Source organism: Exiguobacterium sp. S3 (assembly GCF_018617295.1).
Taxonomy (GTDB): Bacteria; Bacillota; Bacilli; order Exiguobacteriales; family Exiguobacteriaceae; genus Exiguobacterium; species Exiguobacterium profundum.
The window spans coordinates 17781-33018 of record NZ_JACSJW010000006.1; the positions used below are offsets into that span (position 1 = coordinate 17781).

Below are 15238 nucleotides of genomic sequence, written 5' to 3' on the forward strand. Positions count from 1 at the left end.
TTCAGTAATGTAGTACCCGTTATTTGATTGGAAGAATAGCATTTGAATCTTTTTGTATGTAATTATAATTGTTCGGCATATAATGAAGTGATGAATGGATTAAATAACCCTATGAGGTATCGACACTATGGAACAGATTAGCACGCATACAACAAGTCACAATGGATTTTTGATGATACTCGCTTTTCTCATTGCTAGCGTTTCAGCCTTGATGGCACTCGAATTAGCGAAGCGGGTCACAGGAGGTGTGACAACGTCTCATCGTACTTGGATTTTATTTGGTGGTACCACCCTAGGTCTCGGCATCTGGTCCATGCATTTTGTGGCCATGCTCGGTCATGCTTCTTTACACGAAAGCACGTACTCCATCTGGCTCATTATCGGATCGATGATTCCGGCGATTGCCGGGTGCATCCTGTCGTTCGGTTTGATTTCCCGAAAGACGACATGGATGACCTTACTGCAATCTTCCGGTTTGATGGGATTCGGAATTGTCAGCATGCATTATATCGGGATGACCGCTATACAAAGTGTTCAATTAGACTTTGATCCCTTATGGGTATTGATTTCGATTGGTATCGCTTGGGGCGCTTCCTTTCTCGCCTTATGGGTAGGTTTCTTTTCATCCTACTCTATGCAGCATTCCGCTTTTTCCGTGAAACTGATGTTCTCCCTTCTGATGGGGACAGCTATTTTAAGTATGCACCTTGCTGGAATGCGGGCAACGACCATTATCCCCGATGCTTCACCCGTCAGGCAGGTTCCGATTGATCCGACCCTACTCGCATGGTTAGTCACAAGCATCGTATTTCTCTTATTCGGGATGTACTTTATTGCGTATACGTTAGAACGACAAATCCAAAAACGTGACCTCTTCCAAACGACGATTTTAGAATCGACAACAGATGCCGTAGTGACGACGACAAGCGATGGTGAAATCCAATATCAAAATCAGGCGTTCGCTCACTTATTCGAGGGGCATGTAACAGAACCTTTTTTTCAGGATTATCATCCTTTGCTGTCGGCTCAACAGCCGTTCTATCAGCCGGTACAAATTGACACGAATCATCGTACGTTAGAAGTGACGTCTTACCCACTTCAAGATGGTTCGAACAATCAAGTACTCTGGTTTATCCGAGATGTGACCGAAGCAGTCGCCTCTCAGCGTCTGATTGAACATATGGCTTTTCACGATGCATTGACGGATTTACCAAATCGGCATAAGCTGGATGCCCTCTTGAAGGAATGTATCTCACAAGAACGTTCGGTCGCCTGTTTATATATCGACGTAAACCGCTGGCGTTTCCTAAGTGACATTCTCGGGCATCACGGAGCAGATGAGTTGATCATTCAAGTCGCTGACCGCCTCAAACATACGATTCACCCAGACGATGTGTTGACACGAATCGGACCATCCGAGTTTGTCATCTTACTATTTGCGCAACGAAGTTCGCTCGCTCATCAAAAGGCTGAAAAATGTATTAAGGCGCTTTCATCCAGCTTCGACGTGGATGGCACGACTCTTGAATTGACGATGAGTGCGGGAATCAGTCATTTCCCTAAGGATAGTGCTTCTTCTGAAGAACTTATTCAGTTTTCTCGTCTTGCCGCTGATGAATCCAGACAAGATGGAGAGAATAATATCAAATTATTCGAAGAATCATCACGACCTCAACTCTTGCGCAATATCGAGATAGAAAAAGCACTCGTCACCGCACTAAGTAAAAACGAACTGACACTTGTCTATCAACCGAAAATCGATTTGAAGCGGAATCGATTAGAAGGCGTGGAAGCGTTACTTCGCTGGCAACATCCACAAATCGGAAAGGTTGCGCCATCTGACTTCATCCCGATTGCAGAAAACACGGGGTTAATTCATTCGATTGGTCATTGGGTCATTCGGGAAGGTTGTCGCGCTTGGGTGCGTTGGCAACGAACTGGGATACGTCCCTTTACATTATCCCTTAACGTCTCCCCGCTCCAATTTGCGCGCGAAGACTTTGTTGATACGCTACAATCCATTCTTTTGGAGACGGGGATGGACCCGATGTATCTCGAATTGGAAGTGACCGAGTCCTCGATGCTTTCATATGAGGCCTCGACTCGTGAAAAACTGACGCAGTTACATCAGCTCGGGATCCTCATTTCTCTCGATGATTTTGGGACCGGCTATTCTTCTTTCAGCCAACTTCGGGAACTTCCTGTGCAAGTGCTGAAAATCGATCGAACGTTTATCGAAAACCTGTTCACCGACCGCAATCAAGAGGCCATCGTCCGCTCGATGATTCAACTCGGTCACAACCTGGGTATGAAAGTTCTCATGGAGGGTGTGGAAACATCCGCTCAACTCGAATGGCTACTCAAGGAATCGTGTGACTACGTACAGGGCTACTACTTCAGTCTTCCGTTGTCTGAGACAGACGTTCCGTTTCATGTCAAAGAGACGACCACCTATCTCGAGTTCGGGAAACACTAAAACAGCCCTGTCGCTTAAGCCACAGGGCTGTTTTATTCAAATTTGATTTTCAAAGCGCAAGTTTACCGGTTCTTCCGGTAATTCGCTTATCGTTTTTAGATTGGTCACACTGAACCGTTTGTCTACTTCCATAAACGTCAACTGGTCTAGCCAAGCCTGACCACCGCCTGTGAGTAAGATTCCGAATGAAATCACATCACTCTGTTCTGGAACATCAAGCACAATCGAATAGCGGTTCCAATTCGTCGTACCTTGAATCGGACGATTGCTCATATTATCGAATTGTAAAACGTCTCCATGAGCATCATCAATTCGCATCCATAATCCGGCGAAACGATTGACTCCTTCCGTTTTGACAAACCCGGACAAACGGACACGTTTCCCGAGCCAACGTGTTGCTTTAAATTGCTGCATCATCGTGCCGAAGTTCTCATTCGTCACGTCTGGTAGTGCTCGGATATAACCCGATGCTTGTCCTTCATATACTTCTTTTCGATCAACCCCTATTTCATATAGTTGTGGATCAACCCCACTTAGCATCCATCCAATCGTCTGCTTTGACATCTCAATTTCCTCCTCAGTGAGTTGACGCATCTGAGTCCGATATCGTCCAGGCGGTAACCCATATTGTTTTTTAAATGCGCGTGTAAAAGCTTCTTGGGATTCGAACCGATACAAAAATGCCAAATCTAGTAATCGGTCATCCGTCTTAATTAGTTGAACGGCTGCATGAGTCAAGCGACGACAACGGATATATGCCGTCATCGACATTCCAACGTGTGATTTGAAAATCCGATGGAAATGAAACGATGAAAAGCCATTTTCCTGACATAGTGCTTCCGTACAGAGCGGCTCGAGCAAGTGTGTTTCAATCTTGTGAATCGTGCTCTGCAGTACCTCTTCATACATCCTGTCTCCCCCTTACTAGTTCTACCTTATCAAATCCCTTTTTCCTTGTTTTGATATAATTTGCGGTATTCAAAAAACCTCCTGAGTTACCAGGAGGTTGCTTCTTAAGACACACGTTCTTTTTCTTCTTCCCGAATCAAATGATATTGATCGAGAATCAACTGGGTCAACGTGTCCCCTTCATGAAGATGAAGGTATTTTTCAATCGTTGACGAGATGCCGTGTTCTTCGATCGACAAGTTCAACTCCGACGATTCCGAATCCTCCGGGTTGTAGTAATGAAGGGCTGCTGCAATCCCGTAAGCGAGTTCGTTCGGCTCGATGCCGTTATCCATCAATTCACGTGCCGGCTTGACGAGACGGTCGCTCGGTCCTAGTTTACGAATCGGTGAACGCGCCACACGCGACACTTCATCCTTCAGTTTCGGGTTTTCAAAGCGCTTGATGATTTTTTGAATGTATTGGCTATGCTCTTTCGCCTCAAATCCATATTTCTCAAGCAATAACCAACCTGTTTCATATAAAGCGCCTTGGACGACTTGACGCACACGGCGATCCTTCAATGCCTCGTCAATCGTCGCCTTCCCGAACAACGAGCCAATATAAGAGGCGATGGCGTGTCCCGTATTGACCGTGAATAATTTCCGTTCGATATACGGTCCGATTTCTTCAACCCATGTCACACCTTGAATCGGTGGTTGTTCGTTGAGCCCTTGTGTCTCGATGACCCATTCATGGAACGTCTCGACTTCCACGTAAAGTGGATCCTCATGTTGTTGTAGCGGGACGATGCGGTCGACAGCCGCGTTCGGGAAGAAGACATTCGCCTCCCCGACACCACCACACGCCTCTACTTCTTGACGAAGAATCGCACTACCACCAATCATGTTCTCACATGCGATGACATAGACCGGTGCATCCTCGACTTCACGAGCACGAAGTCCTTCGCTGATCAACGGTGCCACTTTTGAGAGAAGTGACGGTCCGACAGCCGTCGTCACGAGATCTGCTTCTGCGATTAAGTCCACGACACGGGCTGGTTCTTTCAAACTGTTGACACCACGAACCCGGTCGACGACGATACGATCGACGCCGTCTTCTGCGAACCCGACCTCATAATGACGTTTTACCTCAAGCGCTTCGATGACCGTGTCATTGATGTCGACAAACGTCACCTCGTAACCGCTTTGGTTGAGCAATAATCCGATAAATCCTCGTCCAATGTTCCCTGCCCCAAAATGAACAGCTTTCATTTACGCCACCTCTTCCATAAAGAGCGCCAAGATTTCTTCTTTCGTTTTTGCCTGAACAAGACGCTCCACATTGCTTTCGTCCGAGCAGAGAATCGCGATTTGCGAAAGCAGCTCTAAATGTTCATCATTCACGCCTGCAATTCCGATGACGAGTTTGGCCGTTTGACCTCCGAAGTCGACACCGTCTGGTACTTGCAAGAACGAGATCCCCGTCTTCTGAACCGCTGATTTCGCTGCTTCTGTACCGTGTGGAATGGCGACGTGGTTTCCGATATAGACGTTTGCGATCGCTTGACGTTCATGCATCGCTTCTACATACTCCGGTGTCACACAGCCGGCGTCTTGTAGGACGGCTCCGGCTGCTGTGATCGCTTCCTCTGTCGTTGCGAATGTTTGGTTAAGTCGAATCATCTCTGTTTGAATGAATGGCATTTTGATTTCCTCCTAATGGCTAAACCGTATCTCTATCTGTTCTGAGTTCAAGAAATTTTGCTGCGTTCCGCTTTAATTTCTTCTACCAATTGGTCGTAGTAATCAGCGTTCAAGAAGTTCGTGACCGAACGATGAATCGCATTCGGTGCTTGCGCTTCCGCACGCTCCGTCAAATCTTCGTGTGTGATGACGAACTGGGCATCTTTCGGCAAGTTGCTGATAGACGTGTTCGTCACTTTGATTGGCAAGTTCGCTTTATTGACCTTGTTCCGGAGAACCGATGCTCCCATGGCACTTGATCCCATTCCAGCGTCACAAGCGAAGATGATGTGGTCGACTTTATCAAGACGATCTGTCACGAGAGCCGATGCGTAAGACTGTTTGCCTTTCATCGCACTCACGTTTTGTGTCGCTTCTTCGAGTGATACTTCCTCTGCTGCGCTCGATTTCAAGATGACACTCGCCACAGCGAACGTGACCGCTGCTGACAAGAGAATCCCTGCCACGAGTCCGAGATATGAACCGCGTGACGCCATCGCAAGAATGGCAAAGATACTACCTGGTGAAGCAGGTGCGACGAGACCGACATCAAAGAGTACGAACGTGAAGATCCCTGTTGCGCCCCCTGCGATCATCGCAAGGATCAAGACCGGCTTCATCAATACGTATGGGAAGTAAATCTCGTGAATCCCACCAAGGAAGTGAATGATAGCTGCACCCGGTGCCGTACGTTTCGCTGCACCTTTGGCGAAGAACATGTATGCGAGAAGTAATCCAAGACCTGGTCCTGGGTTTGCTTCAAGTAAGAAGAGAACTGATTTTCCAGCGTCTGCGACTTGATCGACACCAAGCGGACTCAAGATCCCGTGGTTGATGGCGTTGTTCAAGAAGAGAACTTTTGCTGGTTCGATGAACAGACTCGCAATCGGAAGCAATTTCGCGCCGACGATCCAGTCAACACCTGCCGCCATGACTTTATCGAGGGCACTCATGATCGGACCGAAGATTTCAAATCCTCCAAGCATGAGAAGACCACCAATGATTCCAACTGAGAAGTTGTTGACGAGCATTTCAAATCCCGCTTTAACTTTGCCTTCAAGGGCACGGTCGACTTGGCGGATGACATAACCACCGAGTGGACCCATAATCATCGCACCGAGGAACATCGGAATGTCGGTACCGACGATGACCCCCATCGTGGCGAGAGCCCCGACGACACCGCCTCGTACGTCATGAAGTAATTTACCACCAGTGAAACCGATGAGTAATGGTAAGAGATATGTGATCGTTGGACCAACGAGTTCTGCTAATTTTTCGTTTGGCCACCATCCTGTTGGAATGAAGAGTGCTGTGATAATCCCCCAGGCAATGAAGGCGCCGATGTTCGGCATGACCATCCCACTGAGGAAACTACCGAACCGTTGTACTTTGACTCGGACCCCGCCCGAGCTTGCTTGCGTATTCGCCATGTATAAAACCTCCAGTCGTTTAAATGTGAAAGGTTGAATGTGTAGTGTAGCTAACCGGTTTGTGCTCTACACCTGTATTGTATGCCTGGAGTAAGCGCTTTCTCAATTCAATCCAGTTCACACTTTGGCAACATTTTGTGCCAAACAAAAAAATGACCATGGTTCGGTCATTTTTCATACAATGTTTCATGAATCATTTTCTTCATGCATTCGTGCAGGAGTAAACGAAGATCTTCTTTCGTTCCCGTGCTATAAAGACGCATATGCTCCTCGCTCTCAATGAGCGACCCGCTGATCGCACTTAGGAACTGAAGCTCGACGTCACGTGCTTCTTCCGGTGCAAGCAAGACAAGGAGACGTGTCACGGGTTCGGTCGACTGATCCATCATGAGGAGTGGGATCGATGTCGTTAAATCAAACGCAAACACACTCGCCTTCTCAATCGAGGCATGTCGTCCGTGGAATAACGCCAGTTTCGTACCCGGCACACCAAGGCCCGCGACCTCGTGACGACGAAGCAGTTGGGCAGAGAGCTGAATCCCGCTTTGTACGAGGTCACGTTCTTCTAAATGTGTACCGATATCAAGCAAGATATCTTCTAAACGGTCCGTATTATTGAGCGTGACCAAATCGAACTGGTCATCCATCCGCTCGAACGTCTCGACCAATTCCCCGAGTTCTGCGAAATCAAGCATCGTTGACCGCGGCTTCGTTGCGAGTGTCTGAAAGGATTGCGGTAATGACAGTAAGAGATGGCGGACGCGTTGCACTTCTTCACTCGTCAAAAGCGGGTTGACGATTAACGTTGGTACCGATAGCGGTGGTAACGGTACCGTCGACAAGATGACATCATATTCTTCCAATCGGTGCTGTTCGAGTCCGAAAAGTGATGAGTTGACGACGTCTTGCATCTCTGGGAACTCTTGGCGTACCCGATTGACGAGCATCTTCGACGAACCGAGTCCGGCCGAACAGATGACGAGCGCCCGATATTCGCGGCGGCGCACCGGTTTGACGAGTGCTGCCGCAAAGTGCATCGCCCAAAAAACCGTTTCTTCTTCGGAGAACGTATTCGTCCCAAAGACGATGTCGGCGGCCTGTTGAATCGCCGAACGAAGTCCCGGATAGTCGCGGTCGATGTGGGGCTTGACCGTACTCGTCTCTGGTAGCGCCTGCGTATTCATACTCGAGAGGATGTGAGCAAGCAGTCCTCGTTCGAGAGCCGCGTCATCCGTAAAGGTGAACCCGTAGATGAGCGAGACGTGATGAATCAGTTTATGCACCCGAATCTGCATGATCCAGCGTTCTTCCTCGTCTTCTTTCATTTGATCTTTAATTGAGCGCAGACGATTCGCCTCTTCCGCGAACCAGACGCGTTCCGCCATCGAGTAAGTGATACCGAGAGCCGCTTCCATATCGGTGGCAACTTTCAGATAGTCCTCGGACCGTCCTTTCGTATACATCTCTAAAAAGAATCCAGACGCTAACCGCTCTTGTTGCACGCCGTAAGCGAACGTGACTCGCATGATGGTGCGGTCGTCCATCCGCTCAAACCTACGGGATTTCAAATAATCATAACCGTCTCGAAGACCTTCAAGCATCTCCTCGCATGGTACCGTCTTCAAAAAAGCAGGAATGTAGTCGTCTTCTCCACGGACGAAGCGATAAAATGCGAGCGTGTCCCAATGGGCAAGCAGAGCGTTGATGAGTAGCTTACGCTTCTCGGACTCATAACCGAGCACTCTAGCCCCAACACCTTTTTTCCGTTCAACTTCTAAATGATACTCTTCGAACCATCTGTCCAATTTCTCTAAGTCTTGCGTCAACGTGCTCGGCGAAACGTGCATCTGTTTAGCGACCGCCTGCAATTTGAGTGTATCGTTCTCAAACAAGAGACGCCACGCCAGTTCAAATAAGCGGTCCTCGCTCGTGGGGATCGCTTCTGCAGATAAGATGAGATCTTCTCGTAACTGTTGTTTCGCAGCTGGTTTGCCAACCAGGCTCAGTCCATGACCGCGTTGCCAAGCGAGTTCAAGTTCGAACTCTTTTAAGATGCCTTCAAGTAATTGTCGTTCTCGTTGAATCGTGCGCTCAGACAAATTCACCGCCTGCGCGATTTCGGCGAGCGGTGTCGATGTCTCAGTTGCCAATAAGTGTAGTAAAATCGACCGCTCTCGCGCGGTCCACTCATGTCTCATGCTCATCCATCCATTCTTCGACAAGTAGTCGGTATTCCTCGAGCGACAGGAGTTGTCGGACTGACCGGACACGTGCTGTTGGATGGGTGACCGGGGTCGCCCCTTCCTGATAGAGAATCAAATCCACCTCATTCGGGATGTTTTGAATCGTTCCGTGCGTGATTGTACAAGACAAGCGCCCCTCGCTTGCCTGCGCGAATAACTTCGCCGCCATCGCACTTGTCACAAACCCGCTATGGCAAGCAATGTATACGTTCATGTCAGCCCTTCTTTCGTCGCTTATCTTTATCTAATCATAAGTTGGAACCGCTTACTTCTCCTACTATTTTGCTTGTTGGCAAAGATATCGGCAAGCAGTAAAAAGCACCATTACTGAAGAGAAGTGCACCTGTAAAATTAAGTCGTTACATAACCACCCTTTAAAACTGTTGGTATGACTGACTTTCAATATTCAATAGGCAAATTAGTTGTTCCCTGAAATCCAAGATCCGCTTTTATTTTTCACTCTTTTTCATGCTTTTCTCAGCAGGCTTTTCCCTCGCTCTTTTCCTCAATAAAAATGCACGAGCGAAAATCGATAGTGATTCCGATGTTCGCTCGTGTAAAGGAATATTTAATTTTTCTGATGCATATAAAGCAGTGTTAAGAAATAAGGCAGTTCAAGGTTTACTAGACATTTACTAATGCTGCAAACTACGATTGGTATGAAATAGGCACATCAATTTTTGCTTTTGCCACGCAAACACCATTTTGTACTATATAACATTCTACGAAGTGCTCTCCTTTAAATTGAGTAGCCTCAGTATGAGTTTCGGAGTTAGTCTTTATTATCTGACCTCTTACAAGGTTTCTTCTTTTTGCTTCGTCACCTCTGTTCTTAACTTTCCAATAGATATCATATGGTTTAGGTACAGTATTTGAACTTATGAAAAATTTTAAAGTTTTTTGTGGGGATAGCCACTTATCTTGTCTCAATATATTCATTAAAGTGTCTATTCTAAAACCATTTTGCTCCACATGACACTCTAATGTTAATTGATATCTATTTTCTATCGGAAAATAATATTGGATAAATTCTTCACTTTCGTTATAGATAAGCTCTTCATTCGATTTTGAAAAAGCTGATTTTTCTAACGTTCTTGTTTCCTGAGCATTTTCATACTGTTCCTGCCAATAACTATGATTGAAAAAATCATTCCAGGCTCTTACTGCTTGCTTATCAGTACAGTCCTCTTCAAATAGTACATCCAGTTTATTAATATAAGTAGTAAGTCGTTCTTGAAGTCTTTGAAGTCTATCATCATCTTTTTTTATCAGCTTTAGACTTTGACTACCATCAGCAGGGTTATAGACTTCCTTGTTATAGACCAATCTGTCACGAATCGACTTAGCTGTTTTATAAAACATCTCATCAATTCTATCATCTTTTTCAAACCGTTCTTCCACTAATACTGACTGAACTAAACCTCCTGGCATAATCCAATCCCTGGATTTACAAAACATCTTTAACAATCTAACAACAATTCTCAATTTGTACTCTTTCTCTCTATTTGACTCAATAAACCATTTGGTAATTGCTATAGGGTCTCTTTTTCTCCACTCACTTCCGCAGTGCTCGTACTCATACTCTCCAAGATAATTTTTGGCTCTACGGTAAACTGCGAAATCGACATGATAACCTTCTTTGTAAGAAATTCTTACACAGTTAGTTTTGGCTTCTGGTTCAACATTAAATTGCTTGCATTTTTTCTTCAAAGCATTTGCTACCATATTTTTTGTTGCTGTTGTACCCTCTGGAAGATTATCCTTATCAAACACAATTGCTACGTCAATATCATAGTCACTACTTTCATTTTGAACTACTGTTGACATGGCTACACTACCCTGTGTAATTGTTTCAACCACCTGATAATTTGTACCTTTCTCAGAGTTGTACTCTTTGATTCCTTCCTCCAATCTATTTACATTAATATTTTTAAGTTTAAACAACTGTGTTTTTTGTCTCTTTGGAAGCACTACATGTTTGTTATAGAATGTTTTTAACCGACTCTCAACGTTATACAAATTTCTCACTCCCTTTATCGCTCTATAAATTCACCTTTATTTTCTCCGTTCATGATGATCCCCCATGGATAATTAGTATCCTGTTTTATATCAAAGAAGTAGCAAGTAATTTCAGCCATTCTTTGATTATCAATCCTTTTTCCAATCTCTAATGCCAAACTACTCTGAGATGAAATGAGGAGATGTACTTTTTTACAAGAAGTAGAAGCTGATATTTCCTCTATGATCTCTCCGATCTTTTGAGCGTATTCAAACAATTGAGTCTTATGTCTTATTGCATTATCTTTTGGATTTTTTAAATATAACTCAACCTTCTCTGCATTTTTAAATTGCTTCATTTGTTCTTGGGTAATTCTTTTAGTAAGTGAGACTGCTATTACAAATTCTTCAGCATTTGCATTTATTTCGTTCAGAGACTTATCTATTTGTAATGCAGGATATTTCTTTCTGTTTTTTAATTTATAAAATTCTTCGGTTTGAATTCTATCGAATTCAAAATACTCATTGATTTTTTCACGTTGTAAATACGTTCCTGTCAACATTACGAAAGGTATAGGTGCAATTCCTGTGTATCCTCTCTTGAAACCTTTACTTTCTAATCTAAATGACCTCGTTTTTTCTTCGATAATTTCCACAACTTCTTTAATAGTGTTTGCTGTTATACCATTTTTATAATTTCTAACTAAGTCTATTTCTCTTTCTTTAAATTCGAATGTGGATAGACCTATATCTTTGTTATTTGATTCTATTCTCTTATCATAGTATGCATTGATATTTAAAATGAAAAGTTTGTTCTTTGCAAAATACAATAAATACCCCCCAGCTACCATCAATACTATCCCTACAATCAGTTGAACCCATTGGGTCTGTGAGAAAGCGGAATTAATTTCGATTGCATCATTTGGAGATCCACTTAGAATAATAGTTGCAAAAAGTCTATTAATATTGGTCCAAGTGTTACCAAAAGAACTAACAGTAAGTGAGAGACCAGAAGTGATGAGAACAGTTGATATTGATTGTTCTTTCTTATTTGCAAAGAAAAACTTGATAGTAAACACCATTCCTACAATAAACACAATTACTATAATAGAATTGACTATGAAACTCCCAAAACCCATACATGCTACCCCCAATGATCAACCGATTATAAAATCACCTTATTTATTGCAAGGTGGTTTTATAATCAATATCTTAACCAAATACCAATATTTCCATTATTATACATCTAAAAGTGCGCCTAAACAACGGAACAATCAAAAGTATATGACAAATAAGTAAAGTCATTAAAAACATTTTTCTCTTTTAAGTCGTTCATACTATTCTTTCCGATACTTTTTCATTATGCGATTTTCCATCAGGAAAAGTCTGATCCAACACTCGTTTTAATTACCCACTTTATCCTTCTTCTCTAAAATCTTGTACCGTTTCAACTTTGAAACCAGATATGTATTTGTCAAAGATGGTTTGGTCAAATACTTTTTGAGTAAAAATAATTTAATTTGGCCGAGAATACAATTTATTTTGCTAAGAAAGAACTTAATTTTGAGTCTACAAAAAGTTGCACCCGTAGATTTAAGTCGTTCCCTGGCCATCTTTTTAAATCCTTCCTCTGACTGACTTCTAATGTTTTCATAGGCAAATTAGTTGCTCCCTAAAATCCAAGATTTCTTTTTCACGCTTTTTTTCTCAATTCCCCCCACGTTCTTTCTTTCCAGGCTTCCACTCGCTCTTTTATCTAACAAAAAAGCACGAGGTCAATCGGTTGGTGATTCCGATTGCTCTCGCGCTAAAGAACGTATTATTTGACCAAGAATACAGTTTGCTTTGCTAAGAAAAAACTTTCTTCTCCAGATACAGAAGTGCCTTATACAACGTCAAGTTTATTCCACCGTCACCGATTTCGCCAAGTTCCGTGGCTTGTCCACGTCACATCCACGAGCGAGTGCCGCGTAATATGCCATCAATTGAACCGGCAATACGTTGATGAGCGGTGCCAAGAGTGGCTCGACGTGCGGCAAAATGAAGTCATCATTCTCATGTTCCACGCCTTGCATGGAGATGATACAGGCGTTCGCGCCACGGGCCACGACCTCTTTGACATTCCCGCGAATATTCAAGTTCGTCTTCGGTTGCGAGATGAGCGCGATAACCGGTGTCCCGTCTTCAATCAAGGCGATCGACCCATGCTTCAGTTCCCCACCTGGGTACCCTTCCGCTTGGATATACGAAATCTCTTTTACTTTGAGCGCTCCTTCGAGACAGACAGAAGCGTCAAGCCCACGACCGATGAAGAACGTATTCGGTGTCGTTTTCAAATAACGTTCAGCGAGGTCTTCGAACAATTCTTTTTGCGCCATAATCGAGTCCATGATGGTCGCGACACGGGCGAGCTCTGGCATCAGGTCGAACGGTAATTCTTTCCCTGTCGCACGGGCGATGTCGTACGCGAGAATCGCGAGGACGGCAATCTGTGCCGTGTATGCTTTCGTCGACGCGACCGCGATCTCTGGTCCGGCGTGGAGAAGCATCGTCTCGTTCGCTTCGCGTGAGAGCGTTGAACCCGGTACATTCGTCATGGTGAGCGCTTTGTATCCGCGTTTCTTCACTTCGACGAGCACGGCACGGCTGTCCGCTGTCTCACCAGATTGTGATAAGAAGACGAACAACGGACGTTCACTTAAGAGGGGCATATTGTAGCCGAATTCAGAAGAAACGTGCACTTCTGTCGGAATGCCGGCGATGCGCTCCAAAATATCTTTTCCGACGAGTCCGGCGTTATAGCTCGTCCCACACGCGACGATGTAGATTCGGTCCGCTTCCGAGACGAGCTCACGCACGCCTTCTGTGAGTTCAATCTCACCGTTCTCGTTCTGGTAGTGCTGGATGATGTTGCGGATGACGGCTGGCTGCTCGTCCATCTCTTTCAACATGTAGTGCGCGTACGTGCCCTTCTCGATGTCTGATGCATCGATCTCGGCCGTGTATGGCGCACGTTCGAGCACGTCACCGTCGAGCGTCTTGATCGTCGCCGACTCACGTGTGAGGATGACGATCTCACCGTCGTGGAGCTCGAGGTACTGGTCCGTCACCTGGAGCATCGCCATCGCGTCCGATGCGACGACGTTGAACGTGCCGTCCCCGAGTCCGACGAGGAGCGGTGACTTGTTCTTCCCGATATAGAGGCGCTCTTTGTCCTCTGAGTCGATCATCGCGATCGCATACGAACCGTGGAGGTCCGAAAGCGTCTTACGGAACGCTGCCTCGACATCACCGAGCTCGACGAAGTGCTTCTCCATGAGCAAGACGATGACTTCCGTGTCCGTCTCTGAAAGGAACGGAGCATCGAGCGTGGCTTTCAATTGCTCATCGTTCTCGATTACACCGTTATGCACGAGCGTGAAGCGTCCTGTCGTGCTTTGGTGCGGGTGGGCGTTCGGTACGCTCGGTACCCCGTGTGTCGCCCAACGTGTGTGGCCGATTCCGATCGTTCCTTCAGCATCAGCCGGTACGATGTCACGGAGTGCTTGAATTCGTCCCACTTCTTTGAACGTACGAACGTCCTCACCGACTAAGGCAATTCCTGCTGAGTCGTAGCCACGATACTCGAGCTTTTCAAGCCCTTTCAATAAAATCTCTTTCGTTCCAACTTGTCCGATCATCCCTACGATTCCACACATAAACAAATCTCCTCTATTCTTCGATTGCTCGAAAAAGGAAACGGGCTTTTTTGAGTGATGTCATCAAGTCTCGTTTTGTCCGCCCGGTCACCCGAACGTTTTATCAAGACTCTCTCAGTCGTGACACGCGACTGGAAGGCATCCGCCGAAATCTCGATCACCTTCGTCCTCGTCAACTCCGTAGAGTTCTGGCGCTTTCACTTCATATCCAGCCGTTTCTCCAGATACGCTTTCATGCTATCGAGTACAAGCCGTGTTGGATAGAGCAATCTGAAAAATTGTCGCTAAATACTTTTTTACTGTTCATGTAAAAGTCACCACTTTCACGAAAAAGCCATCAATCTATCGAGTTTTCAAGTAAGGAGAGAACGGGCATGATACAAGTAACGAGTAAAGAAATGAGGGGAAACACATGGGTGGAATCTTCCTATTGATCGGCATTCTGTTATCCGTCTTATCCAGGTGGCTCGAATTTGAAGGCAATAGCACGTTAGGGGATGTCATGTTGTTTCCTGCGATTTTCTTCATGGCTATGGCGTTTCTCTGCAGTTTCCCTTATTTCAAGGAATGGTGGGAAGACCGCTCCACTCGTAAGAAAGCATTCTTATTCGTGATTTTTGCTGCAGTCGGCATCCTATGTCTGCAAGCCGCTTTCTGGTTTGTCGTTTGGCGCGATCAATGGCTCGGACTTTTTCTCCTTCTTCCCTTTGCGGCATGTGTGGGGTTCATCGCTCGATTATTCAAATAAAAAGAGGATGCG

Annotated in this window: 11 protein-coding genes; 2 read left to right on the forward strand and 9 right to left on the reverse strand. The window is 45.3% G+C overall.

From position 1 onward, the window contains the following. Nucleotides 1-127 precede the first annotated feature (127 nt). Nucleotides 128-2476: a bifunctional diguanylate cyclase/phosphodiesterase gene (locus KNO65_RS13725; protein WP_214784861.1), complete on the forward strand. Its 2349-nt coding sequence runs from the start codon at nucleotides 128-130 to the stop codon at nucleotides 2474-2476. Between the two features lie 36 nt (nucleotides 2477-2512). Here the strand turns inward: KNO65_RS13725 and KNO65_RS13730 are convergent, their stop codons facing one another. The 9 genes from KNO65_RS13730 to glmS form a co-directional block, all read right to left on the reverse strand. Further along, entirely contained in the window at nucleotides 2513-3385 is an 873-nt protein-coding gene (locus KNO65_RS13730; RefSeq protein WP_211781759.1) for a helix-turn-helix domain-containing protein, read from the reverse strand. A gap of 104 nt (nucleotides 3386-3489) precedes the next feature. Then, on the reverse strand, nucleotides 3490-4638 hold the full coding sequence (locus KNO65_RS13735; protein ID WP_015880685.1) for a mannitol-1-phosphate 5-dehydrogenase: 1149 nt from the start codon (nucleotides 4636-4638) through the stop codon (nucleotides 3490-3492). Beyond that, complete coding sequence (locus KNO65_RS13740; protein ID WP_026824364.1) at nucleotides 4639-5070, reverse strand: PTS mannitol transporter subunit IIA; 432 nt, start codon at nucleotides 5068-5070, stop codon at nucleotides 4639-4641. It abuts the gene before it with no gap. Nucleotides 5071-5117: 47 nt separating this feature from the next. After that, entirely contained in the window at nucleotides 5118-6539 is a 1422-nt protein-coding gene (locus tag KNO65_RS13745; protein WP_196431520.1) for a PTS mannitol transporter subunit IIBC, read from the reverse strand. A 167-nt stretch (nucleotides 6540-6706) separates the two neighbouring features. After that, on the reverse strand, nucleotides 6707-8737 hold the full coding sequence (locus KNO65_RS13750) for a BglG family transcription antiterminator (protein WP_214784862.1): 2031 nt from the start codon (nucleotides 8735-8737) through the stop codon (nucleotides 6707-6709). Next, on the reverse strand, nucleotides 8727-8996 hold the full coding sequence (locus tag KNO65_RS13755) for a PTS sugar transporter subunit IIB (RefSeq protein WP_074034712.1): 270 nt from the start codon (nucleotides 8994-8996) through the stop codon (nucleotides 8727-8729). The genes KNO65_RS13750 and KNO65_RS13755 overlap by 11 nt, the downstream gene beginning before the upstream one ends. 434 nt (nucleotides 8997-9430) lie before the next feature. Further along, nucleotides 9431-10801: a nucleotide-binding domain-containing protein gene (locus KNO65_RS13760; protein ID WP_214784864.1), complete on the reverse strand. Its 1371-nt coding sequence runs from the start codon at nucleotides 10799-10801 to the stop codon at nucleotides 9431-9433. Nucleotides 10802-10815: 14 nt separating this feature from the next. Beyond that, the gene (locus tag KNO65_RS13765) at nucleotides 10816-11919 is read right to left on the reverse strand and encodes an SAVED domain-containing protein (RefSeq protein ID WP_214784866.1); all 1104 of its coding nucleotides are present in this window, start codon (nucleotides 11917-11919) and stop codon (nucleotides 10816-10818) included. 762 nt (nucleotides 11920-12681) lie between these two features. Further along, the gene (gene glmS, locus KNO65_RS13770; protein WP_214784868.1) at nucleotides 12682-14478 is read right to left on the reverse strand and encodes a glutamine--fructose-6-phosphate transaminase (isomerizing); all 1797 of its coding nucleotides are present in this window, start codon (nucleotides 14476-14478) and stop codon (nucleotides 12682-12684) included. Nucleotides 14479-14890: 412 nt separating this feature from the next. Here glmS and KNO65_RS13775 point away from each other — a divergent pair, with 412 nt between their 5' ends. Then, nucleotides 14891-15226 (forward strand): hypothetical protein, encoded by a 336-nt coding sequence (locus tag KNO65_RS13775; protein ID WP_214784870.1) that lies wholly within the window; start codon nucleotides 14891-14893, stop codon nucleotides 15224-15226. Nucleotides 15227-15238: the final 12 nt, after the last annotated feature.

Bases quoted from the DNA above. Each gene is read 5' to 3' on its own strand.
- KNO65_RS13775 (WP_214784870.1), top strand. From the start codon at position 14,891: ATGGGTGGAATCTTCCTATTGATCGGCATTCTGTTATCCGTCTTATCC.
- KNO65_RS13750 (WP_214784862.1), bottom strand. From the start codon at position 8,737: ATGAGACATGAGTGGACCGCGCGAGAGCGGTCGATTTTACTACACTTA.
- KNO65_RS13740 (WP_026824364.1), bottom strand. From the start codon at position 5,070: ATGCCATTCATTCAAACAGAGATGATTCGACTTAACCAAACATTCGCA.
- glmS (WP_214784868.1), bottom strand. From the start codon at position 14,478: ATGTGTGGAATCGTAGGGATGATCGGACAAGTTGGAACGAAAGAGATT.
- KNO65_RS13765 (WP_214784866.1), bottom strand. From the start codon at position 11,919: ATGGGTTTTGGGAGTTTCATAGTCAATTCTATTATAGTAATTGTGTTT.
- KNO65_RS13755 (WP_074034712.1), bottom strand. From the start codon at position 8,996: ATGAACGTATACATTGCTTGCCATAGCGGGTTTGTGACAAGTGCGATG.
- KNO65_RS13725 (WP_214784861.1), top strand. From the start codon at position 128: ATGGAACAGATTAGCACGCATACAACAAGTCACAATGGATTTTTGATG.
- KNO65_RS13745 (WP_196431520.1), bottom strand. From the start codon at position 6,539: ATGGCGAATACGCAAGCAAGCTCGGGCGGGGTCCGAGTCAAAGTACAA.
- KNO65_RS13730 (WP_211781759.1), bottom strand. From the start codon at position 3,385: ATGTATGAAGAGGTACTGCAGAGCACGATTCACAAGATTGAAACACAC.
- KNO65_RS13735 (WP_015880685.1), bottom strand. From the start codon at position 4,638: ATGAAAGCTGTTCATTTTGGGGCAGGGAACATTGGACGAGGATTTATC.